The following is a 26,439-nucleotide window of genomic DNA, read 5'->3' on the forward strand; positions in this document are numbered from 1 at the left end:
CCTCAGCCGAGCATGCGCTCGGTTCAGCCCGCACCTGCAGGCTACCAGTCGGGCTCGAGGCGGTCGATGGCCGCGGGCGCGTCACCCGGTGACGCCGGTTTCGCGCTGGTATCCCAGTGCGAAGTACACTTCGTCCTGCCCTGACCCCCTCACGAAGGCCCGACCGTGACCCGTTCCCTCCGCCTCACCCTCGCCGTCGCCACCGCCGCGGTCGCCGCCCTCGCCCTGTCGGCCTGCTCCGCCGGGGGCAGTGGCAACGCCGACGGCACCGTCACCGACGGCAAGCTCACGATCGCGACCGGCCAGCCCGCGTACTCGCCGTGGGTCGACGACAACAAGCCGCAGTCGGGCAAGGGCTTCGAGTCCGCGGTGGCGTACGCCGTCGCGAAGGAGATGGGCTACGCGAAGTCCGACGTCGTCTGGAAGCGCAGCACCTTCGACAGTGCGATCGCTCCCGGCCCGAAGGACTGGGACCTCAACGTCCAGCAGTTCTCGATCGACGCCAAGCGCAAGAAGGCCGTCGACATGTCGAGCCCGTACTACACGACCACCCAGGCCGTCGTGACGACCTCGGGTTCGAAGGCGGTGGAGCACACGACCATCGACGAGCTGAAGCAGGACGCCATCGGGGTCGCGACCGGCTCGACGAGCATCGCGTCGGTGAAGAGCGTCCTCGGGGTCACGCCGCAGGTGTTCAACTCGAACGACGACGCCGTCCTCGCGCTGAAGTCCGGCCAGATCGACGCGATCGTCACCGACCTGCCGACGGCGTTCTACATGGCCGCCGCGCAGCTCGACGACGGCACGGTGTCGGCGCAGTTCCCGGCGGACGGCAAGGGCGACCAGTTCGGGTTCGTGCTGCCGAAGGACTCGAAGCTGACGAGCAAGGTCGACACGGCGCTCAAGACGCTCGACGACGACGGCACGCTCGAGGACCTGCAGACGAAGTGGCTCTCCTCGGAGACCGGCACCCCGGTCCTCAAGTAGCCGCATGACCCGGTCGGAAGCACCCGCATGACCCTGCCAGCAGGGGCCGGCACACCGGTCGCCGCCCCGGCGCCGAGCCAGGTCGAACTCGAGCGCCGGCTCTACCGCCGGCAGCGTGGTCGCCGTGCGGTCGTGGTGTCGGTCGTGTCGACGCTCGTCGTCATCGCGATCGCCTACTTCGGCGTCGTGAACACCCCGGGCTGGGCGGCGGTCCAGCAGTCGTTCTTCGACCCGCAGACGGCGATCGACACCTTCCCCGAGATCCTGCTCGGCCTCTGGCTGAACATCCGGATCCTGTTCTTCAGCGCGATCGGCGTCGCCGTGTTCGGCACGCTCCTGGCCGTGGTCCGCGGGCTGCGGAACCCGGTGTTCTTCCCGCTGCGGATGCTGGCGACCGGGTACACGGACCTGTTCCGCGGGCTGCCGCTCATCATCGTGCTGTACCTGGTCGGCTACGGGATCCCGGGGCTCGGGATCTTCCCCCGCCTGCCCGCCGAGGTCTGGGGCACCATCGCGATCACCCTGACCTACTCGTCGTACATCGCCGAGGTGCTCCGCGCCGGCATGGAGGCCGTGCACCCCTCCCAGCGCCTGGCCGCCCGGTCGCTCGGCCTCTCGCACGCGAAGACGCTCCGGCTCGTGGTGCTGCCGCAGGCGATCCGGAAGGTCACACCGGCGCTCATGAACGACTTCGTGTCGATGCAGAAGGACGTCGGGCTGGTATCGATCCTCGGCGCGGTGGACGCGGTCCGCTCGGCGCAGATCGCCCAGGCCGAGACGTACAACTTCACGCCGTACTTCGTCGCCGGGCTGCTGTTCGTGGTGATCAGCCTGCCGCTGATCCGCGTCACGGACGCGATCGCGCGCCGACAGCAGCGGCGCGAGCAGATCGGAGGGACCGTATGAGCGAGGTCGGCCAGGAAGCCCGTGGTGCGTCGGGTGCGGACGCTGCGGTCCTCGAGCTGCGCGGGTTGCGCAAGGCCTTCGGCGAACACGAGGTCCTGCGCGGGATCGACCTGACCGTGCACCGCCACGAGGTCATCTGCGTCATCGGCGCGTCCGGCTCCGGCAAGTCGACGCTGCTCAAGACGGTGAACCTGCTCGAGGGCATCGACGACGGCGAGATCCTGCTGCAGGGCACGGACATCGCCGACCCGCGGATCGACGTCGACGCGACCCGGGCCCGCATCGGCGTGGTCTTCCAACAGTTCAACCTGTTCCCGCACATGACCGTGCTCGACAACGTGACGCTCGCCTCGCGGCAGGTGCACGGCGTCGGTCGCGCGGCGGCCGAGGCGACCGCGAAGCGGCTGCTCGACCGGATCGGCCTGGCCGACTTCGCGGGTGCCTACCCCGACCGGCTCTCCGGCGGGCAGCAGCAGCGCGTCGCCATCGTCCGGGCGATCGCGTCCGACCCCGAGCTCCTGCTGCTCGACGAGGTCACGAGCGCCCTCGACCCGCAGCTCGTCGGCGAGGTGCTCGACCTCGTCACGGAGCTGAAGCGGCAGGGCTCCACGATCCTGATGACGACGCACGAGATGCACTTCGCGCGGAACGTGGCCGACCGGATCGTGTTCCTGCACCGCGGCGAGGTCGTCGAGCAGGGCACCCCGTCCGAGGTCCTCGACGCCCCGCAGCACCCGGCGCTCGTCGAGTTCCTCGCCCGCGTCCACGCCTGAGCCCGACCGCCTCCGCAAAACGCAACGTCGGCGGTTGCTCGCAGAGGAACACCGCTGCGAGGTGTCGCCGACGTTGCGTTTTGCGAACCCGACGTCCGGCGCCCGACGCCTGCCTAGGGCGTCAGCAGGACCTTGCCGATCACCTCGCCGTCGCGGACCCGGCGGTGGGCCTCGGCGGCGTCGTCGAGCGGCAGGACCGCGTCGATCACCGGCCGGACCCGCCCGTCGGCGACGAAAGGCCAGACGTTGTACCGGACGGCCTCGACGATCGCGGCCTTCTCGGCGAGGGGCCGCGCACGGAGCGTCGTTGCGCTGATGGTCGCTCGCTTCCGCATCATCACACCGAAGTCGAGTTCGCCGGCCTGCCCGCTGCCCGAGGCGATCACAGCGATGTGCCCGTTCGGCGCGAGGACCTCGAGGTTCCGTCCGAGGTAGGACGGGCCGACGACGTCGAGCACCACGTCCACGCCACGGCCGTCCGTGAACTCGAGCGTGCGGGCGACGAAGTCCTCCGAGCGGTGGTCGATCACCAGGTCGGCGCCGAGGTCGCTCGACGCCCGGACCTTGCGCTCCCCGCCCGACGTCGCGATCACCGTGGCCCCGAGCGCCTTCGCCCAGAGCACCGCGTGCGAGCCCATGCCCCCGGTGCCGCCGTGCACCAGGAGTGTCTGGCCCGGTCGGAGGCCGGCGAGCATGCCGACGTTCGAGTAGACCGTGCAGGCGGCCTCCGGCAGACCGGCGGCCTCGACCAGGTCGACGCCGTCCGGCACCGGCAGCACCTGCGTCGCGGGTGCGACCACGAGCGAGGCGTAGCCACCGCCGGAGAGCAGCGCGCAGACCCGGTCGCCGACGGCGAAGCCGCGGACGCCGGGGCCGAGCGCGCGCACCGTGCCGGACACCTCGAGACCGAGGACGTCGGACGCCCCGGGCGGCGGCGGGTAGTTGCCCGCGACCTGTTGCAGATCCGCGTTGTTCACCCCGGCTGCGGCGACCTCGATGAGCACCTCGCCGGTCCCCGGCACCGGGTCCGGGAGTTCGCCGACGTGGAGGGCACCGTGGTCCGGGGTGATCGCTCGCATGCTCTCGACCGTACGCGATCCGACCCGGTCGGCCGTCATGCGAACCGGCGTCGCCCGGCCGGTCACGCGCACAGCCCGGTCAGTACGCTCGGCGGGGAGCCGCGCACCGACCGGAGCAGCGGCCAGGACCGGGGGAACCACCACCATGCCGAAGAAGCTCGTCTCGCTCGCCACGGCCGCGATCGCCGTCGCACTCCTCGCCGGGTGCTCGTCCGGCGGTTCCGGCGGGTCCTCGGACAGCAGCGCCTCCGCGACGCCGAAGGCCACGAAGACGGCTGCTGCGCAGTCGCAGAAGGAGGCCTGCGCCCAGCTCGAGGACGAGTTCCGCTCGTTCGTCGCGTCGCAGACGTCGGCCTCGGCCCCGGCCGACCCGAAGGCGCGCGCCGCCGTCGTGTCCGAGCTGAACGAACGGCTCGACGCGGCGCTGCCGGACATCGGCAACACCACCGTGAAGACCGCGTTCTCGGACTTCAACAAGGCCGCGAAGGACTACGCGTCCGCGCTCACGTCGACCGGATCGGCGGACTCGACCGAGTCGAAGCAGGCCCAGACCGACGTGCAGTCGGCGCTGAAGGAGGTCTCGGCGGCCTGCCCCGCCTGATCACGGCGGACCGGTCGCGCCCCGTGCCTCCTCCCGACCTGGAGGCACGGGGCGCGTCCGTCACGCAGCCGCCGGTTGCGAGGCGTCCAGTCGGGCGACGTCCTCCGGACGCAGCCGGATCGTCGCGGCCGTCACCGAGTCGAGGATCGACTGCGGACGGGATGCCCCGGGGATCGGGACGACGACGTCGCTCTTCTGCAGCTCCCACGCGAGTGCGATCACCTGCGGGCTGACCCCGCGGTCACGGGCGATGTACGCGAAGTCCTCGAACGCCGTGCCGAGCTCCGCCGCGTTCGCGATGCCGCCGAGCGGGCTCCACGGCAGGAACGCGATGCCGAGCTCGTCGCAGAGCTCGAGCTCCGGCTCGCTCGACCGGAACTTCGGTGAGTACTGGTTCTGCACCGAGGCCAGTCGGCCGTCGAGCACCTCGTTGGCGGTGCGGATCTGGTCGGGGTCGGCGTTCGAGATGCCGGCCATCCGGATGACGCCCTCGTCGAGGAGCTCGCCGAGCGCACCGACCGACTCGGCGTAGGGCACGGCGGGGTCCGGACGGTGGAACTGGTACAGGCCGATCGTCTCGACGCCGAGGCGCTTCGCCGAGGCCTTCGCCGCCTCCTTCAGGTACTCCGGGCGACCGTTCTGCGCCCACGCGCCGGCCTCGGGCCGGAGGTGTCCGCCCTTCGTCGCGATGAGGACGTCGGAGGTGTCCCCGTGGTACTCGCGCACCGCCTTTGCGATGAGCGACTCGTTGTGTCCCACCTCGTCGTGGGCGGCCAGGTGGTACGCGTCGGCGGTGTCGATGAGGGTGACGCCGGCCTCGAGCGCGGCGTGGATCGTGGCGATCGCCTGCCGTTCGTCCGGGCGCCCCTCGATGGACATGGGCATGCCGCCCAGTCCGATGGCACTGACCGACACGTCTCCGATGACTCGTTGCTTCATGGGCCCAGCATGCGCCGAGCCGGTGCACGGCGCTCAGGGAGCGCGGTCACGGGTGCGGAACGACGCTCCGCTGGGCGGGTCAGCGTCGCGCCCACGCGGGGGCGTGCTCGGGCAGCGGGCCGAACGCGATGCCGCGGGCGTAGGCGCCCCGCACCGGCGGGACCCAGCGGGCGAGCAGGACGGGGAGCTTCGGCGGGCCGGCCTGCAGCGCGCCGGCGAACGCCCGTTCGAACACCACCCGGTGCAGGACCGCCTGTGCGGCCTGCACGATGGCCGCGGGCGCCGAGCGGCGGCGCTGCACCGCGGCCAGGGCACCGTCGAGCCCCGCGCCGCGCAGTCCGCGCCGGAGTGCCGGCACGAGGATCGCCGCCGTCGCCACGGCGTCCTGCACGGCCAGGTTGATGCCGACCCCGCCCGCCGGCGACATCGCGTGGGCGGCGTCGCCGATGCAGAGCAGCCCGGGGCGCCACCACCGCCCGAGCCGGTCCATGCGGACGTCGAGCACGTGGACGTCGTCCATCGAGGTGATCGCGTCGACCCGTCCGGCGAAGTCGGGCCGGAGCCGGGCGACCCGGTCGCGGAACGCTGCGAGACCCTCGGCGCGGAGGGCGGCGTCGGAGCCCTTCGGCGCGAAGTACGCGACCTGGTGGTAGTCCGGCCGCGGGAAGCTGAGCAGGACGTCGGTGCCGGAGAACGCGGGGACGAGGGCGGTCTCGGCGTCGCGGGGCTCGCGCGGCAGCCGGAACCACCAGGTGTCGAACGGCACCGGGAACGCGTGCGGGCGGAGTCCGGCGGCGTTCCGCAGCACCGAGTCGCGCCCGTCGCACGCGATGACGACGTCGGCCCGGAGTTCCTCCGCGTCGCCGTCGTGGTCGCGGTACGGCCGGAGGTGCACGCCGGTGACGACGCCGTTCTCCTCGATGGTCCCGCTCGCCGCGAGGCCCATCGAGATGCTGAACGAGGCCTCGTGGCGGGCTGCGGTGACGAGCATGTCCAGCAGGTCCCACTGCGGCACCATCGCGACGTGGTCGTACGGCGGCCGCAGCCGCGAGAAGTCGCCGAGCAGTGCGCGTGACCCGTCGGGCATCGGCAGCGAGAAGTCGTCGAGGCGGGACTGCGGCAGCGCCCGGAACCGATCGCCGAGCCCGAGCTCGTCGAGCAGCCGGATGGTGGAGGCGTGCACGGTGTCGCCGCGGAAGTCCCGGTTGAAGTCGTCGTGCTTCTCGACCACCCGCACCGCGATGCCGGCCCGGGCCAGCAGCAGCCCGAGGACGACCCCGGCGGGGCCGCCACCGACCACCGCGACGCCCGTGCGCGAGACCGTCACCATGCCCGGGACGCTACGCCGTTCCGGACTGGAGGCGCGGTGCGGGCCCGCACCGCGCCTCCAGTCCGTCACCGGTCGCCTCCAGGGCCGCCGATGCGTGTGCACCTTCCGACGGACGCCGCCCCCCCCCCCCCCCCCCGCGAGCCTCAGGCGGTGCTGCCGACCGAACTCGAGGTCGAGCCGGCATCGACGGCACCGGCGAACACGATCCCGCCCCACGTGATGCACCCGATCGCGAGCACGAAGCCGATCGCGGCGATCCACCACGAGCTGCGTCGGCGGATCCAGGCACCGATCGCCAGGACCACCGTGGCGACCCCGATCACGAACGACCCACCGACCGCGATCGCCGCGCCGCCGAAGTACGCCCCCGGGGAGCAGCCGGTCGACGCGTCGCAGGAGGCGGTGGCCGAGATCACCGCGATGATGCCGACGATCGTGGTGACCACGGTCATCACGGTGCCGAACGCCAGCAGCAGCACCGTCGAGATGCGGTCGGCGAGCCGCGCGGCCGGGAACAGCGTCGTGCCGCCCCGCTCCCACGAGCGCTGGGCGTCGGCGGCGCCGGGGGAGGAGCCGGAGGGGGCGGACTGCGGCGGTCCGCCGGGGACGTTCGACCAGGTCATGGAGACCGTCCTACCGCGCCTCGACCCCGAACGCCTGAGCGAGGCGCTGGATCTTCTGCGCGCGACCGAGCCGCGGCAGGTCCGAACCGTCGCGGATGACCTTGCCGCGGGCCTCGAAGTCGTCGAGGAAGTCCTGCGCCCACGCGACGTCGGTCGGCGTGGGGGAGATGACCTCGTTGATGACCGGCAGCTGCTCGGTGTCGAGGCAGAGCTTGCCGGTGAGCCCGAGCGACACCGCCACCTGCGACTGCTCGCGGAGGATCGGGTGCGAGGAGCCGACCGTGGGGCCGTCGATCGGGCCGGGCAGGTCGCCCACGCGGGACGCGACGACGAGCTTCGAGCGCGGGTAGGCCATGGCGAGCGTGTCCGCCGACGTGCCGGTGTCGCGGCGGTAGTCGCCCGAGCCGAACGCCAGCCGGAACGCCCCCTGCGCCCGCGCGATCGACACGGACTCCTCGATGCCGAGCGCCGACTCGACGAGGGCGATCACCGGGGTCTGCCCGCCCAGACGGTGCCACGTGTCGGTGACCTGCGCCGGCGACTCGGTCTTCGCGAGCATCACGCCCTGCAGGCCGGGCAGACCGCGGAGCTCCTCGACGTCGTCCGCCCAGAAGTCCGTCGTGACGTCGTTGATCCGCACCCAGGCCTCGCCGCCGCCCGCGAGCCACGAGGCGACCGTGTTGCGGGCGCCGGGCTTGGCGGCGGGGTCGACGGCGTCCTCGATGTCGAGGATGATCTGGTCGGCCCGGGAGCGCTGCGCCCGCTCGAAGCGGTCGGACGCCGTCCCCGACACCAGGAGCCACGACCGCGAGATCTCGGCGGGGACCACTCGACGCCGGTTCGGCCCGGCCGACGAGGGCGCGGGGGTGGACGGAGCGGGACGGTCGTCGATGGCCATGTCCCGTTGGTACCACATCGCCTCGCCCGGGATCGCATCGGGGCCGCCCGGAAACCCCGAAACCTCGGTTCATTGCCAGAGAGGCGGCCCGATCCCGCCTACAGTGTCGGATGTGTGGCGAGCGGACAGGGTGACCGACGGCGAGGACGACGTGAACGACGACGTCCGCGGCCGGGGCGCCGCCACGCCCGCGGAGCAGGACCAGAAGGACCAGCACGACCAGCCGGGGGAGCAGGACCAGCGGGGGCAGCAGGAAGAGACCGTCGTGAGTGACGAACCCGACCGCACCCTGCGTCCGGAACTGCAGCTCACGAGTCCGCAGGCGATCAGCCTCGGTGATCCGCGCCTCCAGGCCGGCAACGCCGCCGAGCCCGTGTGGGACGTCTGGCGGAAGCAGCTGACCGGTGTCGGCGGCACGAGTCCCCTCACCCACTTCTCCGACCACCCGCGTGCCCGGATCGAGCTCTCGACGACGCACCCCGGCGGCCTCGCCCAGTTCATCACCGGCAAGACCACGCTGCTCTCCAGTCTCATCCGCGACGAGGTGGCGCTCCGTGCCGCCCGCATCGCCGCCGCCCAGGTCGAGGCGAAGGGCACCGAGCTCGCCACCGTGCGCGGCATCGACGCTGTGAAGCTCGGCATCGGCATGGCCGACTGGCAGCACGGCGACGAGCAGTTCCGCGGCCCGGTGCTCCTCCGTCCGCTGGCCATCCGCCGCCACGGCCGCGACTTCGAGGTGCGGCTGCTCGGCGAGCCCGTGCTCAACCCGGGCCTGGCCGACGCCCTGCACGAGCAGTTCGGCGTCATCCTCGACGCCCAGTCCTTCGTGGCGCTGGCCCAGCAGGACGGCTCGTTCACGCCGAACCCGGTCATCGACCGCCTGCGTGGCCTGACCGCGCACATCCCGGGCTTCTCGGTCCACGCGCGGCTCGTCGTGTCGACCTTCGCCGAGGTCGCCACGGGCATGGTCGAGGACACCGAGGACCTGTCGCACCCCGTGCTCGACGCCCTCGCCGGCAACCCCAGCGCCAAGTGGCAGGTCGAGCAGTCGTACCACCCGGTCGAGCAGACCCCGTCGGACGAGCGCAGTCCCGAGACGGACACGCTCCTCCTCGACGCGGACGACGAGCAGGAGAACGTGATCGCGCAGATCACGGCCGGCAACTCGATCGTCGTCAAGACCCTCCCAGGCACCGGCGGCACGCAGACCATCGTGAACGCGCTCGGCGGCCTCGTCGCCGCGAACAAGCGCGTGCTCGTCGTCAGCCCGCGCCGGGCCACCCTGCGCGGCATCGCCGCCCGCTTCGCCGAGGTCCAGTTGCCCGGCGTCGCGGTGACCCCGGGCACCCTGCGCCGCGACGTCGTGCGGTCGATCGCGCGCAACGAGAAGGCCTCGCGTCCGAACCTGCGCGAGGTCGACGACGCCCTGGTCCGGCTGCGCAAGGTCCTCAAGGACTACCGCGGCTCGCTGACCCGCGTCGACCCCGACTTCCGCGTCTCCGTGCTCGACTGCCTGGTCGAGCTGTCGCGGCTCTCGCTGCTGCCGGTGCCGCCGTCGACCACGGCCCGCCTGTCGAAGACGTCGGTGACGAGCATGGTCGAGGGGCGCTCCCGCGTCGCCGAGACCATGGTCAGCGCCGCGAACCTCGGCGAGTTCCGCTACGGCCCGGACGACTCGCCCTGGTACGGCGCGAAGTTCGGCTCGAGCGACGGTGCGCAGCGTGCCCACAAGACGGCGAAGGACCTCGACACCGACGGGCTGCCGACCCTGCTCCGCCGTGCCCACGACCTCGTGGCCTCGACGCACATGCGGCAGTTCACGACGATCAACGAGCTCGGCATCTACCTCCGGCTGCTCACCGAGATCCGGGACACCCTCGACCGCTTCCTGCCCGTCGTCTTCGACCGCTCGGTGTCCGAGCTCGTGGCCGCCACCGCCCCCCGCGGCGAGGGTGCCCCGATGTCGGCGACGAACCGCCGCCGGCTGAAGAAGCTCGCGCGCGAGTACGTCCGGCCGGGCGTGCACGTGTCCGACCTGCACGAGGCGCTCACCCGCGTGCAGCAGCAGCGCGTGCTCTGGCAGCGCTACGTCGCCGCCGGCGTCAACCCCGAGGTCCCCACCGGCATCGCGGACGTCCAGGTGCTGTTCTCGAACGTGGTCGAGGACCTCGCGCGTCTCGACGAGCCGCTCGGCCGCACCGCCCGCGAGAGCCAGCTGGCGAACGTGCCGATCGACGAGCTCGTCCCGACGATCGCCCGCCTCGCCGAGGAATCGGACGTCCTGCACAACCTGCAGGAGCGCACCGAGCTCATGCAGACCCTGCGCGACCTGCAGCTCGAACCGCTCATCACCGACCTGGCGAACCGGCACGTGCCGGACACCCACGTGCCGGCCGAGCTCGAGCTCGCGTGGTGGCAGTCCGCGCTCGAGACCATGCTCGAGTCTGACCGGGCCCTGCTCGGCGCGAACACCGACATGCTCGACCGGGTCGAGGCCGACTTCCGCCTCGTCGACGACGCGCACGCGGCCGGGGTCTCCCAGGGGCTCGCGTGGCAGCTCGCCGAGAACTGGAAGGTCGGACTCGTCGACTGGCCGGACGAGGCCACGGCGCTCAAGACCCAGCTCAAGGAGGGCGCGATCAGCTCGCGCCTGCTGCAGGACTCCGCCCCGCACCTGTCGCGCTCGATCGCACCAGTGTGGCTCGCGAGCCCGTACGAGGTCTCCCAGATCGCCGACACCATGCCGTTCGACACGGTGATCCTCGTCGACGCCGGGGCCGTCACCATCGCCGAGACCGTCGGCGCCGTCCGTCGCGCCCGGCAGACCGTCGTGTTCGGCGACCCGGTCACGCAGACCCCGTCCCCGTTCCGGATCGCGGTCGACCCCGCGCACCGTGCGCTGCAGGTCGACGAGGAGACGCTCGACGCCTTCCACGCCGACTCCGCGCTCGCGAAGCTGTCGACGCTGCTGCCGACCCTGTCGCTCACCCGGTCGTACCGCGCCGGCGGCGAGGACCTCGCCGAGCTCGTGAACCGTCGCTTCTACGGCGGCCGGATCGAGTCGTTGCCCTGGGCCGGCTCGTTCCTCGGGCACGGGTCCATCGCGCTCGACTACGTCAGCGACGGCAAGGCCGTGCCGGACCCCGAGTCCGGTGCCGTCGAGAGCGTCGACGCCGAGGTGGACCGTGTGGTCCGCCTCGTCATGGACCACGCCCGCACCCGGCCGACCGAGTCGCTCATGGTCATCACCGCGTCGGCGAAGCACGCCGTCCGGGTCGAGCAGGCCGTGCTCACCGCCGCACAGGGCCACAAGGACCTCACCGAGTTCGTCATCGGGGACCGCGCCGAGCCGTTCATCGTCGCGACGCTCGAGCAGTCCGTCGCGCAGAGCCGCGACCGCGTCGTGTTCTCGATCGGCTACGGCCGGACGCCGCACGGCCGCGTGCTGCGCGACTTCGGTCCGCTCGGCAAGCCCGGCGGGGAGCGGCTGCTCGCGGTCGCGATGACCCGTGCGCGTCGCTCGATGGTCATCGTCACGTGCTTCCAGCCGTCCGACATCGAGGCCGAGCGCATGGGCCACGGCACCGTCGCGCTGGCCGAGATCCTCGCCGAGGTCCGTGCACGCACCACCGCCGAGTACGTGCCGGACGACTCCGACCCGCTGCTCGTCGACCTGGCTCGCCGGCTCGAGATGCGTGGCATCCCGGTCGCGCTCGGGCACCGCGGGAAGCTCGGCCTGGTGGCCGCGCACGGCGGGGTCTGCGTGACGATCGAGACCGACGCGTCGCTGGTGAAGGGCTCGCTGCGCGAGTCGCTGCGGCTCCGGCCCGAGGTGCTCCGTCGCCTGGGCTGGCACTACGTGCGCGTGCACGCGTTCCAGCTGTTCTCCGACCCGGACCAGGTGGCGAACACGGTCGCCGCCGTGCTCGGCGTCGACCGCGGTGCGACGCAGGAGATCAGCATCCCGCCGATCCCCGCCCGCCGATGACGCCGCAGGATCTCGATCCCCGCGGGCCCACGCTGGGCCCCGCCCGCCGATGACGCCGCAGGATATCGATCCCCGCGGGCCCACGCCGGGCCCCGCCCGCCGATGACGCCCCGCCCGCCGAGCCGGCGGGCCTCCCGGCCGGCCGGTCCGGTCACCCCCGAGACGGACCAGCTGGTGGGCACGTGGACGCGGGCCGACGACGCGACCGAGGTCGCGCCTCCCGGCCCACCGCAGGCGGCGGACGGCGGCGAAACGGACGTCCGGCCAGGAGGCACGGGTCGACGCCGCAGACGCGTCACCACCCAGCCCGCTCCCGGCTACGACCCCGCACCGGCCCCGGAACCGGCGCGGCACCGCGACGGCGAGAACGACGCCCGGCTCCGCGGGGACGTGCCTCCCCACTGGTAGCGGGTACCGTAGTTCTCGATGAGTGACACCGTGCGGACGCGCCCCGACTGGCAGACCTGGCCCAACCTGATCACGCTGGTGCGGTTCCTGCTGATCCCGGTGTTCGTCGGACTCGTCGTCGCCGGACACCCCGGCTGGGCGCTCGTGTCCCTCGTCGTGCTCGGTGTGAGCGACTGGGCGGACGGCTTCATCGCGCGCCGGTTCAACCAGACCTCGAAGCTCGGCAAGGCGCTCGACCCCGTCGCCGACCGGCTCGCGATCATCGCGATCGTGTTGTCGCTCGTTCTCACCGGACTGCTGCCGTGGTGGGTCGTCGTCGTCGTGGTGCTCGTCGACCTGGTGCTCGTCGTGCTGTCGAGCGTGCTGTTCCACGGCAACCCCGACCTCGACGTCACGTGGACCGGCAAGATCCGCTCGGCGCTCCTGTTCGTCGGGCTGCCGGTGCTGCTCTTCTCGGCGATCCAGACCATCGAGGACAACGCGCCCTGGGTGCGGGTCGTCGCGCTCGTCTTCGTGTACCTCGGCACGGTCGGCCACGTGATCGCGGGCGTGCAGTACGCCGCCATGATGGTCGCGAAGCGTCGGTCCGTCGGGTCTGCCGCGCGCTGAGCGCCGGCCGGCCGGCCGCCCCCTGTCGCACCCCTGTCGCACCCCGAGACGAACATCGCGCCCCGCAGTGACGGGGCGCGATGATCGTGCGGGGGTGCGAAGCGCCTAGAGCTTCGTCGAGCCGCCGATCCCCGGACCCTCGGGAGCGTTCGACGGCGCGACGTGCGCGCCGCTCCCCGCGTGGGTGGGCACGCCGTTCTGCGACCGGAGCAGGTCGCGGATCTCGAGCAGCACCTCGACGTCGGTCGGCGGGACGTCCTGCGGCGTCTGCTCCTCGTCGTTCTTGACCCGCTCGAACGCGACCTTCTTGAGGTGGTTCACGGGGACGACGAGGGCGAAGTACACGACGGCCGCCACGATGACGAAGTTGAGCGCGGCGCCGATGATCGCGCCGAAGAGGATCTTCGCGCTGCCACCGGAGACCGTCGGGATCTCCCAGACGAGCGCCTTGTCGAGGCTCGACGCGTTGAACACGGCGCCGATGAGCGGGTTGATGAGCGACGTGACGATCGCCGTGACGATCGCGGTGAACGCCGCGCCGATGACGACTGCGACGGCCAGGTCGATGACGTTGCCGCGGAGCAGGAACTCCTTGAATCCCTTCACGGGACTCCTTCCGGGTCGAGGACGGCCGCCGGTCGGCGACGCCCCAAACCTACCGAGGAGTCCGGCGCCCGGTCAGGACCCGGCGGGCTTCGACGTGCTCGGCTTCGACGCGCCCGAGCTCGAGCTCGAGCTCGAGCTCGAGCTCGAGCTCGAGCTCGAGCTCGAGCTCGAGCCCGAGCCCGACGAGCCCGACGAGCCCGACGTGCTCGTCGCGGGCGCGGACTTCGCGGGTTCGGACTTCGGCGCGCTCGACGAGCCCTCCGACTTCGGCGCCGGCCGCGAGTCGGTGCGGTAGAAGCCGCCGCCGTTGAAGGTGACCCCGACGGGGGAGAACACCTTGCGCAGGACGCCGCCGCACGCCGGGCACTCGGTGAGCGTGGCGTCGGAGAACGACTGCTTGATGTCGAAGGCGTTGCCGCACTCGGTGCAGCGGTACGAGTAGGTGGGCACCCTAGCTCCGGAACGTGATGATGCGGGACGGCGTGATGATGCCGTCGACGGGTTCGTCGTGGGCTTCGCGCGGGACCTCGTCGAGGTACTCCGCGTCGAAGATCACAGCATAGACGGGCGGACGGTTCGCCATCGACCCGAGCGTCTTGTCGTAGTAGCCGCGACCCCAGCCCATCCGGACGCCGTCGTGCCCGACCGCCGCTGCCGGGGCGAGGATCGCGTCGACGTCACCGAGCGCGAGCGGGGACAGGACCTCGCCGACGACCTCCGGCACGCCGAGGATGCCCTCCGTCTCGGACGTGCCGTCGCCGACCGCCCAGTCGAGCAGGCCGTCCTCGCGGGTGATCGGCAGCAGGACGCGGATGTCGTGCGCGAACGCCCAGTCCAGGAAGGGTCGGACGTTCGGTTCGTCCGGCGCAGACAGGTACAGGGCGAGCGAGTGCACCTGGCGCTCCTCGGCGAAGCGCTGCAGGGTCGCGGTGAGCGACTCGGTGTCGGCGTCGCGTTCGGTCGTGGTCCGGGTGCGCCGCCGCTGCCGGAGCTCGGCTCGCAGGGCGCGCTTCTCGTTCCCGAGATCGGCGATCATGGCGAGGAGTCTACCGAGCGACCCCGTTGCGGCTTCCCGCCGTGGGCGGCGTGAAGCCGTGTCCCCAGCAGTGACGACATGCCCCGTCAGGGGGCATCCGATAGTTTCTGTCGCATGGGCTTCCAGATTTCCAAGGCGGTGATCCCAGCGGCAGGGCTGGGCACTCGCTTCCTCCCCGCGACCAAGGCGATGCCGAAGGAGATGCTCCCCGTCGTCGACAAGCCGGCCATCCAGTACGTGGTCGAAGAGGCCGTCGGTGCCGGACTCACCGACGTCCTGATGATCACGGGCCGCAACAAGAACGCGCTCGAGAACCACTTCGACCACGTGTCCGAGCTCGAGGAGACCCTCAAGAAGAAGGGCGACCACGAGAAGCTGCAGAAGGTGAACCAGTCCACGGACCTCGCCGACATGCACTACGTCCGTCAGGGTGACCCGCTCGGCCTCGGCCACGCGGTGCTCCGCGCGAAGATGCACGTCGGCCGCGAGCCGTTCGCCGTGCTCCTCGGTGACGACATCATCGACGCCCGCGACCCGCTGCTCAAGCGCATGATCGAGGTCCAGGGCGAGAAGAACGCGACCGTCGTGGCCCTCCTCGAGGTCCCCGCGTCGCAGACCCACCTCTACGGCATCGCCACGGTCGAGGAGACCGACACCGACGACGTCGTGAAGATCACCGGCCTCGTCGAGAAGCCGGCACAGGGCGAAGCGCCCTCGAACCTGGCCATCATCGGCCGCTACGTGATCCGCCCCGAGGTCTTCGACGTCCTCGAGAAGCAGGAGCCGGGCAAGGGCGGCGAGATCCAGCTGACCGACGCGCTCATGAAGATGGCGAGCGCCGAGGAGTGGACCGGCGGCGTGTACGGCGTCGTGTTCCGTGGACGCCGGTACGACACCGGTGACAAACTCGACTACATCAAGGCGATCGTGCAGCTCGCCTCGGACCGCGAGGACCTCGGACCCGACCTCAAGTCGTGGCTCAAGGAGTTCAACGCGGGCGAATGAGTCGGCCCATCCCGCTCGGGTCCCGGTACGCCGGGCCCGAGCGGGACACCCGCCCCGCAGCATCTGCCGGGGCACCGGAGGAACCTGAGCGATGACGACGATCCCGACCCTGTCCCACGGGCGGGTCACCATCCGGCCCCTCCGGCTGCGCGACACGCGCGACCTCGACGTCGCACTCGCGACCAACCGTTCGTGGCTCCGCACCTGGGAGGCCACGAACCCCTCCGGACACGTCTCCAGCGACGTCCGCGGCAGCATCCGCGCGCTCCAGGCCAACGCCCGCGCGGGGCTCGGGCTCCCGTTCGCGATGGAGCTCGACGGCCGTTTCGTCGGCCAGCTCAACGTCTCCGGCATCACCTACGGCTCCCTCGCGAGCGCCTCCATCGGCTACTGGGTCGTCGAGGACGCCGCCGGCCACAACGTCACGCCGATCTCGGTCGCGATGGCCGTCGACCACTGCTTCCGCGTCGTCGGCATCCACCGGGTCGAGATCTGCATCCGTCCCGAGAACGCGCCGTCGCTGCGCGTCGTCGAGAAGCTCGGCTTCCGGTTCGAGGGACTCCGCCGCCGCTACATCCACATCAACGGGGACTGGCGCGACCACTTCTGCTTCGCCCTCGTCGCCGAAGAAGTGCGCGAGGGCGTCCTCGAACGCTGGGTCCGCGGGCAGGTCCCGCCGGGCGTCGGCAGCGTCCCGCTGGCAGCCCGCGACGAGGCGGCGCTGCCCCTGCACACGACGCCCCGCGTCTGACCAGTCCCTTCCCTCCCTCCCGCAATACGCAACTGTGGCGGTTGCTCGCAGCGGTATGTCACTGCGAGGATCCGCCGAGGTAGCGTTTTGCGGGTGGTCGCGCCGTGTGCCGGCCTGGAGGCGCGACTCGCCCCCGGTGAATTCGTCACGACACGCGCAACACGCGTCCGGCAATCACCCGGCAGGCGAACGCCCGCCCCTACCGTGTCCCCATGGCAGGAATCGGCTCGTGGGGCGGCGGCATCGTGCTCCTCGTCGCGGCCGTGCTCTGGCTCGTCTACCTCATGCCGTCCTGGGCGGCCCGCCGGCAGTACCTCGCCACCGAGCGGAACGCGATCCGCCTCCAGCAGACCCTCCGGATCCTCGCGCAGACCGCCGAGCTGCCGGACGAGGTCCGCGTCGAGATGAACGCGAAGTCCCTCGCCGAGGCGCAGCGCGTCGCCCGCTCCGAGGAGGCCAAGCGCACCGCGATCGTCCGCGCGCACGAAGCCGCACGGCAGCGTGAGATCACCCGCCGCCTCGCCGAGCAGGCACCCGTCCTCGAGCGTGCCTCGGCCGTCCCCGCACTCACCGCGATGCGCATGCGTCGCTCGCGGCTCGGCGCGACGCTGCTCGGCGCCGTCGGCCTCGTCGTCGCGGTCGTCGTCTTCGTCGCCGCTCCGGCGATGTGGCTCGTCGGGATCGCCGGACTCGTCGCCGTCGGTGGGTCCGCGGCCGTCCTCGCCCAGCTGCACCAGGTCGCGACGGCGCGGAAGGCGCGCACCGCGAGCGCCGTGTCGGGCGCGACCCGCGCCTCCAGGCCGGCCACCAGCTGGACGGACCCGGCGCCGCCGCTCTCCACCGAGCAGCCCGCGGAACCCGTGCGCGACCGCTCGTGGACGCCGAACTCGGTCCCGAAGCCGCTCTACGTCGCCCAGCCGACCGCTCCCGCTGCCGCGCCGGAGTCCGCCGCCGAGCTGGCTGCGCGGCTCAAGCAGCGCGTCGCCGAGGCGAAGGCCGAGGCCGAGGCCGAGGCGGCCGCGATCCGTGCCGCCGAGACCGACCCGTCGCTCGCACGCGTCTCGCGGATGCGCCCCGACGTCGAGGAAGCCGTGTCGTCGCTGTCCGCGCACGACCAGGGGCGTCTCGCCGAGCGTCTCGGGCTGCGGGCGCCGGCGTCGGAGGCCCCGACCGCGGCGGTTCCTGCCGCCCCGGCCGAGCCTCCTGCGCCGCCGAGCAAGTGGGCCGGCATGGGCGTGCTCGGCGAGGACGCGTACGAGCAGGCCGACCTCGACGCGATCATGCGTCGTCGCCGCGCCGTCTGAGTCGTCGATTTCGGTTCGGCCGTGGCCTGGTGCTAGTGTGGTCGAGCACTTGGGGCTATGGCGCAGTTGGTAGCGCGTCTCGTTCGCAATGAGAAGGTCAGGGGTTCGAATCCCCTTAGCTCCACCACAGGCAAGTACGACGAAGGCCACCCGATCGGGTGGCCTTCGTCGTTCCGCGGGCAGATCCGGTCAGCCGGGAACGCTCTCGGTCAGGATCCCCGCCTGCGCCAGCTCGTGGTGGATCGCGTTCGCGGCCTGCTCGAACGCACGGTTGCCACGCGCGATGCCGAGCGCGCCGCCCTTGATCGCGGACTTGCCCGACCCGCGCAGCAGCCGGGCGACCGTGCGGCCGTCGGGCGCCACCATCACCTGCACGTCGAGTCGGGTGTGGAAGGTGCGGTCGTTCGCCATGCCGCCGATGAGCAGCGTCAGGCCCAGGCTGCCGCGGGTCGCGCGGAGGGCTCCCTGGTCGCCGCCCTCGACGGTGTAGCCCTCGCGGGTGAGGGCGTCGCCGACGCGGGTGCGGACGGAGTCGGGGTCCGCGGCGACGAAGAAGTCGTGGCTCTCGGGCATGGTGAGTGATCCTCTCGATGGTGGGTCCTGCCAGTGATCATGCCGTGTCGTCGCCTACCCTGGAAGCACCATGACTGCTTCGCTGACCCGCCGGTCCCTGCTCTCCCTCGCCGGCGTGACCGGGATCGGGCTCGCGGTGGCCGCGTGCTCGTCCGGCGGCGACCCCGGCAAGGGCGCGGGCAAGGGCTCGGGCGACGGCGACGGCAGCGGGACGGGTGCCGGCTCCTCGACGCCCAGCGCGAAGCCCGTCGCGAAGTCGGTCACCCCCGCACAGGTCCCGCTCGCCGGCGGTGTGACGATCACGGTCGCGGGCACCGGTCTCGCAGCGGTCAAGGGCGTCACCGTCGGGGGGATCGCCGCGCGGGACGTTCAGGCATCCGCGACGAAGGTGACCTTCACGGCGCCCCACCAGGCGATGTACACGGCGGGCTCCGCCGACGTCGCACTCTTCACGTCGGCCGTCGAGCCGACCCCCTCGGCCAACCAGTCGTCGGACGGCAACGGCAGCGCCGCGAACGACGGGCAGTCCGGGGCGACGCAGGACTCCTCGACGTCCTCACCGACCCCCACCGCCGCTCCGGCGCCGGACGCCTCGACCGCGGTGGCGACCTCGACGCTGGCGTACGCCGCACTCACCGACGTCGACCGGCAGCTCCAGTACGCGATGGCGCACTGGAAGGACTACAACCTCGGCGAGTACGGCACCATGAACCCGATCGGCGGCGACTGCGCGAACTACGTCAGCCAGACGCTCATCGCCCGCGGGTGGGAGCAGCGGTCGGACTGGTACAACCGTGCGGCCGGCGCCGAGCACACCGCGACGTGGACGTACTGCCCGACGATGGACCCGTGGCTGACGGCGAACGCGGCCGAGTTCGGGCTGACCCGGCGCTCCCTCGACGAGCGCGACAAGGTGAAGGTCGGCGACATCGTGTTCTACGACTGGAACGACAACGACTCGCCGGACCACACCACGATCGTGTCCGAGGTCTTCACCGAGCCCGACGGCACCGTCCGCATCAAGTCGGCGAGCCACAACCAGGACGGCCCGTACCGCGACCTCGACGAGATGATCACCGTGCAGCACCCGGGCGGCACGGCCTGGTTCCACACGTTCGACGCGTAGGGCGCGGCGCGGCGCGGCGCGGCGCCGCGGCGGCGGGTGGCTCGGCGCCGGGTGGTTCCGCACAACCAAAGTGCTCCCGAGCCGCGCGAGTACGCGGCGCGAACGCACTTCGGTTGTGCAGACCGTCGCCAGGGGGCGCCCCTCAGGGGTACCCGAGGAACCAGAGCAGCACGATCGCCACGGGCTGCAGGCACACCCCGACGACCAGGCACGCGACCGCCCGGCGCCGCGTCCCCACGAACACGTCCGACCCGAGCAGCGGCGCCATCGGCATGAGCAGCCTCGGCAGGCTCTGCTGCGGCAGGAACACCGCGACGAGGTAGAGCCCGTACGACGCCGTGAACGCGAGCACGTCGACCCCGAGCGCGCGCACGGCCGGCCGGGTGAAGAAGACCACCGCTCCCACGAGCACCACCACCACGAGCGCGATGCCGAGCGGCCCGAGCCACGTCCCCGCCATCGTGAACCACGGGGTCAGCGGCGCGAAGTGCTGCCGCCCGACGAACCCCACCCACCACGACAGCTCGGTGTCGAGGTAGGCGTTCGGCCGTCCGGTCACCGCCGAGGCGATCACCGGCCAAGCCAGCCCCGCCGCGGCGACGACGAGGCCGGACACCACGATGGCCACTGCGTCGCGGACCGGGAACGCGCGCCGCTCCTGCACCCACCGCACGACGAGGTGCACCGCCAGCGCCACCGCGAGCGCCAGCACGCCGGGCTTGGTGAACGCGGCGACCACCCCGAGCGGCGCGATCAGCCAATAGCGCCGCCGGACCAGGGCCAGGAGTGCACCGAAGAGCAGCAGCAGGAAGGTGCTCTCGGCGTAGGCCACCTGCAGCAGGAACCCGGTCGGCGCGAACGCGAACAGCGCCGTCGCCCACCGCGCCCGGCGCGAGCACCCGACAGCCAGGACGAGCCGGTACAACAGCACGCACGCCCCCGCCCCGGCGAGTGTCGCGACGAGCACGCCCGCCACCCAGAACGAACCGCCCGTCAGTGGCATCACCAGGCGGGCGAGCGCGGGGAACACCGGCAGGAACGCCCACGCGTTCGGCAACACGTGTCCGGCGTCGTCGAGCGGCAGGGTCGAAGGGTACCCGTGCTCCGCGATGGTCCGGTAGAACGAGGCGTCCCACGATCCGGAGAAGGTGAAGAACGACGGGTCGCGCCGGTACGACGCGAACCGCCACCCGTTCGCCGTGGCGACGGCGTAGACCGTCGCCAGCAGGACGGTGCTCACCACGCGGGAAGCCAGCCACAGGAGCAGGGGGGTGGTCCACCCGCTGTGACGCGCCTCCAGGTCCAGAGCCGGACTGGAGGCCCGGCTCGTCTCCGCAGCGCTCGTCACCGCCCGATCCTCGCAGACCACTGCCCCGCCCGCCCAACCCGCAAAACGCAACGTGGGCGGCTGCTCGCAGCGCGATGACGCTGCGAGCAACCGCCACGGTTGCGTTGTGCGGGGGGAGGGGTCAGCGGCCGGTGACCGCGCGTCGGATCTGCTCGATCGGCACCTTCGGGGAACGGTCGGCGTTCAGCAGGCCGTTCGTCTCCTGCATCGTGTCCGTCAGCTGCGTGTAGCAGGAGCCCGCCAGGAACGAGCTGGCACGGATCGCGTCGTAGAGCGCCGTGATCCGAGCCACCCAGTCGTCGCCGTCCGTCGCGGAGGTGTAGCCCCAGCCGTCCTCGCGCTGCGCACCGGGCTGGTAGTTCACGCCGCCGAACTCGGTCAGCATCACCGGCTGCCCGTGGTCGACCGCGCCGCCGACGAGGATCCGCCGGTCGGCCGGCCCGATCCCGTTCACGAGCACCGTGCGCGCGACGTCGTCCGCGTAGGTCGCGGCGAGCCGGGGGCCATCGCCCTCGTAGTCGTGGATCGTCAGGATGTCCGAGTTCGTGTGCTCCCAGCCGTCGTTCGAGATCACCGGACGCGTCGGGTCCAGCGCCCGCGTGACGTCGGCCAGCGCTCGGGCGTACGCCTGCTGCGCCGGGTCCGTCGCGATGTGCTGCACGCCCCAGCTCTCGTTCGCCGGCACCCACGTGACGATCGACGGGTGCGAGGCGTCGCGTTCGACGGCGTCCATCCACTCCCGCATCAGCCGCTGCACCGCACGCGGCGAGAAGGCGTACGCACCCGGGGCCTCGCCCCAGACCAGGATGCCGAGCCGGTCCGCCCAGTACAGGAACCGGGGATCCTCGATCTTCTGGTGGTTGCGGGCGGCGTTGAAGCCGAGCTCCTTGATGAGCTCGACCTCGCGGCGGAGCGCCTCGCGGGAGGGCGCGGCGATGTGCGAGTCCGGCCAGTACCCCTGGTTGAGGACGCTGCGGACGTTGTAGCGGCGGCCGTTCAACAGGAACGCGGCGCCGTCGGTGCCGACGGTGCGGACGCCGAAGTACGAGGCGACGACGTCGACGGGGGTGCTGTCCGCGGCGTCACCGGCGGCCGGACGGAGCAGCGCGACCGTGGCGTCCACCAGTCGCGGCGCCTCCGGGGTCCAGTGGAGCTCGTCCTCGGCCTGGCCGTTCGACTGGCGGGCGATCGGCACGAGCACGTCGAACTCGTCGCCGGTCGCGCCGAGGGTGGCCTCGATCGTGGCGAGGTGCTCGTCGCGTTCGTCCCACCGGGCGTCGACGCGGAGGCGCTCGCCGCCGGTGCGCTGCCCGGCGATCCGGACGGTCAGGCGCATGGTCGCGTGGTCGACGTTCGTCCAACGGAGGTACGCGATCGACGCGGTCGGCACGGCCTCGAGCCACACGGTCTGCCAGATGCCGGTGGTCCGGCGGTACCAGATCGCGTGCGGGTCCTCGTGCCAGTCCTGCTTGCCGCGGGGCTGGGTGAGGTCGTGCGGGTCGTCCTCGGCGCGGACGACGAGGGTGTGGACGGCATCGGGGTCGGTCGCCAGGGCGTCGGTCACGTCGAACGAGAACGGGGTGTGGCCGCCCTCGTGCCCGCCGATGAACCGGCCGTCGATCCAGACCCGGGCGCGGTGGTCGACGGCGCCGAAGTGCAGCACCAGGCGCCCAGCGGCGTCACTGTGGCCGGCGGCCTCGAGCTCGGCGCGGGTGATCGCGCGGGAGTACCAGACCACGGGGTGGAAGCCCGGCTCGTCGATGCCGGACGCGACGGACTCCGGCGGGAACGGGACGACGATGTCCCGCGCGTCGGGGAAGCCGTCGCGCCAGGCGGGGTCGTCGCCGTCGTTCCGGAACGACCACGTGCCGTCGAGGTCCGCCCAGTGCGGGCGGAGCATCTGCGGCCGGGGGTACGTGCCGTCCTGCCGCGAGGCGAGCGGGAGGGCCGGCGAAGGGGCGGTGTCAGGTGCGGCGACGGTGCCGTCGAGCGTGCTCATGGCTCCATGCTGGCGCGGCTGTACATCGTTGTAAAGGGGTGTCCGCCGATTGCCGTCGAGACGCGCGCCGGGCAGCCGCGTTCAGCCGATCGCGGCGTCGCGGGTGAGGACCATGACGTCCATCCGACCCTGTTGGACGACCTCGCCGCGCTGGTTGCGGAGCGACACGGTGCGTTCGACGATGCCGGTCCGCCCGGAGCTCGTCAGCCGGGTCGACAGGATCTCGACGTCGCACGTGACGGTGTCGCCGATGAACACCGGGGCCGTGAACCGCCACTGGTCGATGCCGAGGAGTGCGACCGCGGAGCCCTCGAACACCCCGGTGCGTGCGATGAGGCCGAGGCACAGCGACGTGCCGAGCAGTCCGTGCACGATCCGCTGGCCGTAGCGCGTCTGCGATGCGAACTCGACGTCGGTGTGGACCTGGTTGTTGTCGTTCGTCCACGAGGCGAACGACACCACGTCCGCCTCGGTGATCGTGCGACCCGGGGTCGTGAAGGTCTGTCCGGCGGCGAGGTCCTCGAGGTAGTGCGGCACGTCGTCATCCTCGCAGACCGGCACCGCCGCGGCCGTTCACACCTTCGCGAGGAGCTTGCGCGCCCGGGACCGTGCGTGTTCGACGGCCGCGTGTTCGGTCGTCGCCAGCACGCCGTGGCCGAACGTGTCCTCGCCCCGCTCCGCCGCAGCCACCGCCAGCTCCCGGTAGGCCGCGGTCGCGTGCGCCGCGTCGAGCACTTCGCCGAGGGACTCCTGCAGCCGCTTCAGGAACCCGAGCCGGCGCTTCCCGAGGTCCGGCCCCTCGCCCGCTGCCTGCAGGGCGTAGCGCAGTCGCCGTGCCGCCTTCCGGACCTCGTGCAGGTCGTCGAGTCCCTCGACCCGGCCGTCGAGCGTGGCGCCGACCCGGTGCCGTTCCTTCCGGATCCGGTGCACTGCGAAGGTCGCGGCGTCGTCGTCGGCGTGCGGTCCCCGCGGTGCCCGTTCGATCAGGTCGTCGAGGTGGTCGAGCGTCACGGCCCACGCGGGGGAACGCATGGTCCGACGGAGGTCCGCGGCCGCTCCTGCTCGAGCCCGGTCCACGTGCGCGCCGATCCGGTCGAGCGTGCCGGCGTCGACGTACCCGTCCGGTGCGCGTGCGGCCGTCCGCAGCAGCCGGTCGCGCACGACCTCGGCGTCCCGGGCCACCCCCGCCACCCGGGCGACACCGGCGAGCTCCGCCCGCAGCACCTCCGTCGCACCGCGGTCGAGGGCGCCCCGGTACGCGGCGAGCACGCTCCGGAGGCGGCGCAGCACCTTCCGGAGGTCGTGGACCGACTCCCGCTCGTCGGCGCGGACACGGGGGTCGACCGCGACGAGGTCGACCCGCAACGCGCGCAGCACCTCGCGCAGGGCCGCCGCCGCGGTGCCGCGCCGCGGACGCTTCGAGGTCCCACCGCGCCGGAGTGGTGCCGATCGCGCGGCGCCGGTCCCGCCGTGGCCGCCGGCCCGTCCACCGCCGACCCGTCCACTGCCGGGTGCTGCTGGTTCTGCGGCGTCGGCCAACGCGCGTTCCGCCGCCCGCGCGACCGCCCCGGTGCTCCCGTCGTCGCTCAGCGCCCACCACCGTGCCGACCGCAGCAGCGTCGTCTCCGGGTCGCCCTCGTCCACGCGCACGTCGGCGACCTCGGCACGGAGTCGTCCGTCGCGCCCGCGGAGCTCGACCAGTGTCGTCGCGGTGTCCCGCACCCGCACCACCCGGAGCGCCCGCCCGCGCACGAACACCTCGACCGGGTCCCGAGGGGGCTGCCCGCCGTCGCGATCGCCGTCGCCGTCGAGGTCGGGTCCGGCCGCTACGGGCCCGTGCCCGCGGTCGACGGACCACCCCGCGTCGGACCGCAGGAGTTCGACCCCCTCGGTGGCGAGGACGCGGTCCTCGGTGTCCCACAGTGTCTCGCGCAGGACGACCGGCTCGTGGCGGCGGACGTCGTCGGCGAAGGGCTCGAGTGCGGGAAGGCGACGGTCGTCGGGGATCCGCCAGGTGCAGCGGGGGTCGGTGCGGGCCTCTGGGTCACGGTGCGGGGTCGGCATGGGGACGAGTGTCGTCCGCTCCACCTGTTCCGTCCCGACGCTCGGCGCGTTCTGTGGACGGTGCCGGTCGCAGGCGCCCTGTGGAGGACCCGGCACGAGGACCCGACACGAGTACCCGCCCCGAGGACCCGACACCGCTCCAGGCCCCGACGCGTACCGTTCGCTGCATGAGCGACGAGGCACCCGAGCGCCCCACCGACCCCACGCACGACAGCGACCCCACCGACACCGTGCTCGAGGGCTGGATCGCCCACCAGCGCTGGTACACGGCGAAGGGAGCCAGCCCGCGGCTCCGCACCGTCGCCCGGTCCGACGGCACCCGTCTGGTCCTCGACGACGCACCGACCGGCCCCGTCCTCTACCAGGCACCCGTCACGAGCAACGCCGACGGCTCGCTCCGTGACGCCACCTCGGACCCCGTCTGGGTCGCCTCGCTGGCGGCCCGGATCGACGCCGACCCCGACAGCCTCCGCCCGATCGGCACGGTGACGTCCTCGCGGGTCCTCAGCGGCGAGCAGTCGAACACCTCGGTCATCTGCGACACCGACTCCGGCGACCAGGTCATCGTGAAGGTGTTCCGCGTCCTGCACCACGGCGACAACCCCGACGTGACCACGCAGCTCGCCCTGTCCGCAGCCGGGAGCACCCGGGTCCCGCGGGTGGCCGGCGCGCTCCGGGGTTCCTGGCCCGACCCCGGCCGAGCCGACGGCACGGCCACGGGGCACCTCGCCTTCGCCCAGGAGTTCCTCCCAGGGCTCGAGGACGCCTGGCGCGTGGCGCTCCGGGACGCCCGGCAGGGCACGTCCTTCACGACGGGGGCGGACCGGCTCGGCGAGGCGCTCGCCGAGGTCCACGGCACCCTCGCCCGCGCGCTGCCGACCGAGGCGGCCGACGACACCCGGCGGAACGCGGCCGTCGCCACGATGCACGCGCGCCTCGATGCTGCGGCAGCCGAGGCCCCGGCGATCGCCGAGCACGTCGACGCCGTCCGCGCCGTCTACGACCGTGCCGCCGCCGTCGCGTGGCCGGACCTGCAGCGCATCCACGGCGACCTGCACCTCGGACAGGTCCTCGCCGCACCGGAACCCCGCGGCTGGGTCTTCCTCGACTTCGAGGGCGAACCGCTGCGCCCGCTGACCGAACGGTCCCTGCCCGACGTCACCCTCCGCGACGTCGCAGGCATGCTCCGGTCCTTCGACTACGTCGCCGGCGCACTCGCACAGGACGCCGAACCGGTCGACGCGGGAGCGTGGGCGTCGGCCGCACGGTCGGCGTTCCTCGACGGGTACGAGCGCGGCACGGGCGCGGAACTCGTCACGCACCGCGAACTGCTCGACGCGTTCGAACTGGACAAGGCCGTCTACGAGGTCGTCTACGAGACCCGCAACCGACCCGACTGGGTCGGCATCCCGCTCGCAGCGGTGACGCGTCTCGCCAACCGCAGCGCGGCCTGAGGACGCGACCCACCCGACGGACGGGAGGCGCG

Annotated in this window: 24 protein-coding genes, 1 tRNA gene and 1 pseudogene; 13 read left to right on the top strand and 13 right to left on the bottom strand. The window is 72.4% G+C overall.

Annotation, left to right across the window (positions count from 1 at the left end; genetic code table 11):
* Positions 1 to 165 precede the first annotated feature (165 nt).
* The 3 genes from BIU96_RS08975 to BIU96_RS08985 are packed head-to-tail and all read left to right on the top strand — an operon-like array spanning position 166 to position 2,666.
* Positions 166 to 987, top strand: coding sequence for an ABC transporter substrate-binding protein (locus BIU96_RS08975; RefSeq protein ID WP_071292254.1), 822 nt, complete (start codon positions 166 to 168; stop codon positions 985 to 987).
* 27 nt (positions 988 to 1,014) lie between these two features.
* Positions 1,015 to 1,893, top strand: a complete 879-nt coding sequence (locus tag BIU96_RS08980) for an amino acid ABC transporter permease (RefSeq protein ID WP_071292255.1) — start codon at positions 1,015 to 1,017, stop codon at positions 1,891 to 1,893.
* On the top strand, positions 1,890 to 2,666 hold the full coding sequence (locus BIU96_RS08985; protein ID WP_071292256.1) for an amino acid ABC transporter ATP-binding protein: 777 nt from the start codon (positions 1,890 to 1,892) through the stop codon (positions 2,664 to 2,666). Before BIU96_RS08980 ends, BIU96_RS08985 begins: the two co-directional genes overlap by 4 nt.
* A gap of 113 nt (positions 2,667 to 2,779) precedes the next feature.
* Here BIU96_RS08985 and BIU96_RS08990 read toward each other — a convergent pair whose 3' ends face one another.
* Complete coding sequence (locus BIU96_RS08990; protein WP_071292294.1) at positions 2,780 to 3,745, bottom strand: NAD(P)H-quinone oxidoreductase; 966 nt, start codon at positions 3,743 to 3,745, stop codon at positions 2,780 to 2,782.
* A gap of 145 nt (positions 3,746 to 3,890) precedes the next feature.
* Here BIU96_RS08990 and BIU96_RS08995 point away from each other — a divergent pair, with 145 nt between their 5' ends.
* A complete protein-coding gene (locus BIU96_RS08995; RefSeq protein ID WP_071292257.1) occupies positions 3,891 to 4,346 on the top strand; it encodes a hypothetical protein in 456 nt (151 codons plus the stop codon).
* Positions 4,347 to 4,406: 60 nt separating this feature from the next.
* Here BIU96_RS08995 and BIU96_RS09000 read toward each other — a convergent pair whose 3' ends face one another.
* From BIU96_RS09000 to BIU96_RS09015, 4 genes are all read right to left on the bottom strand, one after another.
* Positions 4,407 to 5,285, bottom strand: a complete 879-nt coding sequence (locus tag BIU96_RS09000; RefSeq protein ID WP_071292258.1) for an aldo/keto reductase — start codon at positions 5,283 to 5,285, stop codon at positions 4,407 to 4,409.
* Between the two features lie 79 nt (positions 5,286 to 5,364).
* Positions 5,365 to 6,615, bottom strand: coding sequence for an FAD-dependent oxidoreductase (locus tag BIU96_RS09005; RefSeq protein WP_071292259.1), 1,251 nt, complete (start codon positions 6,613 to 6,615; stop codon positions 5,365 to 5,367).
* Between the two features lie 143 nt (positions 6,616 to 6,758).
* Positions 6,759 to 7,238 carry a DUF6264 family protein gene (locus BIU96_RS09010; protein WP_071292260.1) on the bottom strand — a complete coding sequence of 160 codons (480 nt, stop codon included), beginning with the start codon at positions 7,236 to 7,238 and terminating at the stop codon, positions 6,759 to 6,761.
* 10 nt (positions 7,239 to 7,248) lie between these two features.
* The gene (locus BIU96_RS09015) at positions 7,249 to 8,136 is read right to left on the bottom strand and encodes a CoA ester lyase (protein WP_254786048.1); all 888 of its coding nucleotides are present in this window, start codon (positions 8,134 to 8,136) and stop codon (positions 7,249 to 7,251) included.
* A 130-nt stretch (positions 8,137 to 8,266) separates the two neighbouring features.
* Between BIU96_RS09015 and BIU96_RS09020 the strand changes: the two genes are divergently transcribed.
* A complete protein-coding gene (locus BIU96_RS09020) occupies positions 8,267 to 12,124 on the top strand; it encodes an ATP-binding protein (protein ID WP_071292261.1) in 3,858 nt (1,285 codons plus the stop codon).
* Between the two features lie 426 nt (positions 12,125 to 12,550).
* Positions 12,551 to 13,141: a CDP-alcohol phosphatidyltransferase family protein gene (locus tag BIU96_RS09030; RefSeq protein WP_071292263.1), complete on the top strand. Its 591-nt coding sequence runs from the start codon at positions 12,551 to 12,553 to the stop codon at positions 13,139 to 13,141.
* A gap of 105 nt (positions 13,142 to 13,246) precedes the next feature.
* Here the strand turns inward: BIU96_RS09030 and mscL are convergent, their stop codons facing one another.
* Positions 13,247 to 13,747, bottom strand: a complete 501-nt coding sequence (mscL, locus tag BIU96_RS09035) for a large conductance mechanosensitive channel protein MscL (RefSeq protein WP_071292264.1) — start codon at positions 13,745 to 13,747, stop codon at positions 13,247 to 13,249.
* A gap of 94 nt (positions 13,748 to 13,841) precedes the next feature.
* On the opposite strand from mscL, the gene BIU96_RS20485 reads away from it, so the two are divergent.
* Positions 13,842 to 14,042, top strand: a complete 201-nt coding sequence (locus BIU96_RS20485) for a hypothetical protein (RefSeq protein ID WP_071292265.1) — start codon at positions 13,842 to 13,844, stop codon at positions 14,040 to 14,042.
* A 14-nt stretch (positions 14,043 to 14,056) separates the two neighbouring features.
* Here BIU96_RS20485 and BIU96_RS20490 read toward each other — a convergent pair.
* Positions 14,057 to 14,197, bottom strand: a pseudogene (locus BIU96_RS20490) (FmdB family zinc ribbon protein); the annotation flags it as partial.
* Between the two features lies 1 nt (position 14,198).
* Positions 14,199 to 14,783 carry a 5-formyltetrahydrofolate cyclo-ligase gene (locus tag BIU96_RS09045; RefSeq protein ID WP_071292266.1) on the bottom strand — a complete coding sequence of 195 codons (585 nt, stop codon included), beginning with the start codon at positions 14,781 to 14,783 and terminating at the stop codon, positions 14,199 to 14,201.
* A gap of 114 nt (positions 14,784 to 14,897) precedes the next feature.
* On the opposite strand from BIU96_RS09045, the gene galU reads away from it, so the two are divergent.
* From galU to BIU96_RS09065, 4 genes are all read left to right on the top strand, one after another.
* Positions 14,898 to 15,788, top strand: coding sequence for a UTP--glucose-1-phosphate uridylyltransferase GalU (gene galU, locus BIU96_RS09050; RefSeq protein WP_071292267.1), 891 nt, complete (start codon positions 14,898 to 14,900; stop codon positions 15,786 to 15,788).
* A gap of 91 nt (positions 15,789 to 15,879) precedes the next feature.
* Positions 15,880 to 16,539 (top strand): GNAT family N-acetyltransferase, encoded by a 660-nt coding sequence (locus tag BIU96_RS09055; protein ID WP_071292268.1) that lies wholly within the window; start codon positions 15,880 to 15,882, stop codon positions 16,537 to 16,539.
* Positions 16,540 to 16,751: 212 nt separating this feature from the next.
* Positions 16,752 to 17,843, top strand: a complete 1,092-nt coding sequence (locus BIU96_RS09060) for a hypothetical protein (RefSeq protein WP_071292269.1) — start codon at positions 16,752 to 16,754, stop codon at positions 17,841 to 17,843.
* Between the two features lie 51 nt (positions 17,844 to 17,894).
* Positions 17,895 to 17,970 (top strand) — tRNA-Ala (locus BIU96_RS09065).
* A gap of 62 nt (positions 17,971 to 18,032) precedes the next feature.
* On the opposite strand, the gene BIU96_RS09070 is transcribed toward BIU96_RS09065, so the two are convergent.
* Positions 18,033 to 18,416, bottom strand: a complete 384-nt coding sequence (locus BIU96_RS09070) for a hypothetical protein (protein WP_071292270.1) — start codon at positions 18,414 to 18,416, stop codon at positions 18,033 to 18,035.
* A 70-nt stretch (positions 18,417 to 18,486) separates the two neighbouring features.
* Between BIU96_RS09070 and BIU96_RS09075 the strand changes: the two genes are divergently transcribed.
* A complete protein-coding gene (locus BIU96_RS09075; RefSeq protein ID WP_071292271.1) occupies positions 18,487 to 19,542 on the top strand; it encodes an amidase domain-containing protein in 1,056 nt (351 codons plus the stop codon).
* A gap of 142 nt (positions 19,543 to 19,684) precedes the next feature.
* On the opposite strand, the gene BIU96_RS09080 is transcribed toward BIU96_RS09075, so the two are convergent.
* The 4 genes from BIU96_RS09080 to BIU96_RS09095 all read right to left on the bottom strand — a co-directional run bounded on the left by BIU96_RS09080 (position 19,685) and on the right by BIU96_RS09095 (position 24,953).
* Positions 19,685 to 20,890 (bottom strand): hypothetical protein, encoded by a 1,206-nt coding sequence (locus BIU96_RS09080; RefSeq protein WP_254786050.1) that lies wholly within the window; start codon positions 20,888 to 20,890, stop codon positions 19,685 to 19,687.
* A gap of 121 nt (positions 20,891 to 21,011) precedes the next feature.
* The gene (locus BIU96_RS09085; protein WP_083402772.1) at positions 21,012 to 22,889 is read right to left on the bottom strand and encodes a glycoside hydrolase family 2 protein; all 1,878 of its coding nucleotides are present in this window, start codon (positions 22,887 to 22,889) and stop codon (positions 21,012 to 21,014) included.
* Between the two features lie 81 nt (positions 22,890 to 22,970).
* Positions 22,971 to 23,426: a MaoC/PaaZ C-terminal domain-containing protein gene (locus BIU96_RS09090; protein WP_071292298.1), complete on the bottom strand. Its 456-nt coding sequence runs from the start codon at positions 23,424 to 23,426 to the stop codon at positions 22,971 to 22,973.
* Between the two features lie 36 nt (positions 23,427 to 23,462).
* Positions 23,463 to 24,953, bottom strand: coding sequence for a CHAD domain-containing protein (locus tag BIU96_RS09095; RefSeq protein WP_071292272.1), 1,491 nt, complete (start codon positions 24,951 to 24,953; stop codon positions 23,463 to 23,465).
* A gap of 167 nt (positions 24,954 to 25,120) precedes the next feature.
* On the opposite strand from BIU96_RS09095, the gene BIU96_RS09100 reads away from it, so the two are divergent.
* Positions 25,121 to 26,407 (top strand): phosphotransferase, encoded by a 1,287-nt coding sequence (locus tag BIU96_RS09100; protein ID WP_139199939.1) that lies wholly within the window; start codon positions 25,121 to 25,123, stop codon positions 26,405 to 26,407.
* The last annotated feature ends 32 nt before the right edge of the window (positions 26,408 to 26,439 follow it).

This window comes from Curtobacterium sp. MCBA15_008, assembly GCF_001865065.1.
In the GTDB taxonomy this organism is placed as follows: domain Bacteria; phylum Actinomycetota; class Actinomycetes; order Actinomycetales; family Microbacteriaceae; genus Curtobacterium.

Excerpts from the sequence above, each read along its gene's own strand:
- BIU96_RS08980 (WP_071292255.1), top strand. The coding sequence starts at position 1,015 with ATGACCCTGCCAGCAGGGGCCGGCACACCGGTCGCCGCCCCGGCGCCG.
- BIU96_RS08985 (WP_071292256.1), top strand. The coding sequence starts at position 1,890 with ATGAGCGAGGTCGGCCAGGAAGCCCGTGGTGCGTCGGGTGCGGACGCT.
- BIU96_RS08990 (WP_071292294.1), bottom strand. The coding sequence starts at position 3,745 with ATGCGAGCGATCACCCCGGACCACGGTGCCCTCCACGTCGGCGAACTC.
- BIU96_RS08995 (WP_071292257.1), top strand. The coding sequence starts at position 3,891 with ATGCCGAAGAAGCTCGTCTCGCTCGCCACGGCCGCGATCGCCGTCGCA.
- BIU96_RS09000 (WP_071292258.1), bottom strand. The coding sequence starts at position 5,285 with ATGAAGCAACGAGTCATCGGAGACGTGTCGGTCAGTGCCATCGGACTG.
- BIU96_RS09005 (WP_071292259.1), bottom strand. The coding sequence starts at position 6,615 with ATGGTGACGGTCTCGCGCACGGGCGTCGCGGTGGTCGGTGGCGGCCCC.
- BIU96_RS09010 (WP_071292260.1), bottom strand. The coding sequence starts at position 7,238 with ATGACCTGGTCGAACGTCCCCGGCGGACCGCCGCAGTCCGCCCCCTCC.
- BIU96_RS09015 (WP_254786048.1), bottom strand. The coding sequence starts at position 8,136 with ATGGCCATCGACGACCGTCCCGCTCCGTCCACCCCCGCGCCCTCGTCG.
- BIU96_RS09030 (WP_071292263.1), top strand. The coding sequence starts at position 12,551 with ATGAGTGACACCGTGCGGACGCGCCCCGACTGGCAGACCTGGCCCAAC.
- BIU96_RS09045 (WP_071292266.1), bottom strand. The coding sequence starts at position 14,783 with ATGATCGCCGATCTCGGGAACGAGAAGCGCGCCCTGCGAGCCGAGCTC.
- galU (WP_071292267.1), top strand. The coding sequence starts at position 14,898 with ATGGGCTTCCAGATTTCCAAGGCGGTGATCCCAGCGGCAGGGCTGGGC.
- BIU96_RS09055 (WP_071292268.1), top strand. The coding sequence starts at position 15,880 with ATGACGACGATCCCGACCCTGTCCCACGGGCGGGTCACCATCCGGCCC.
- BIU96_RS09060 (WP_071292269.1), top strand. The coding sequence starts at position 16,752 with ATGGCAGGAATCGGCTCGTGGGGCGGCGGCATCGTGCTCCTCGTCGCG.
- BIU96_RS09070 (WP_071292270.1), bottom strand. The coding sequence starts at position 18,416 with ATGCCCGAGAGCCACGACTTCTTCGTCGCCGCGGACCCCGACTCCGTC.
- BIU96_RS09075 (WP_071292271.1), top strand. The coding sequence starts at position 18,487 with ATGACTGCTTCGCTGACCCGCCGGTCCCTGCTCTCCCTCGCCGGCGTG.
- BIU96_RS09085 (WP_083402772.1), bottom strand. The coding sequence starts at position 22,889 with ATGAGCACGCTCGACGGCACCGTCGCCGCACCTGACACCGCCCCTTCG.
- BIU96_RS09095 (WP_071292272.1), bottom strand. The coding sequence starts at position 24,953 with ATGCCGACCCCGCACCGTGACCCAGAGGCCCGCACCGACCCCCGCTGC.
- BIU96_RS09100 (WP_139199939.1), top strand. The coding sequence starts at position 25,121 with ATGAGCGACGAGGCACCCGAGCGCCCCACCGACCCCACGCACGACAGC.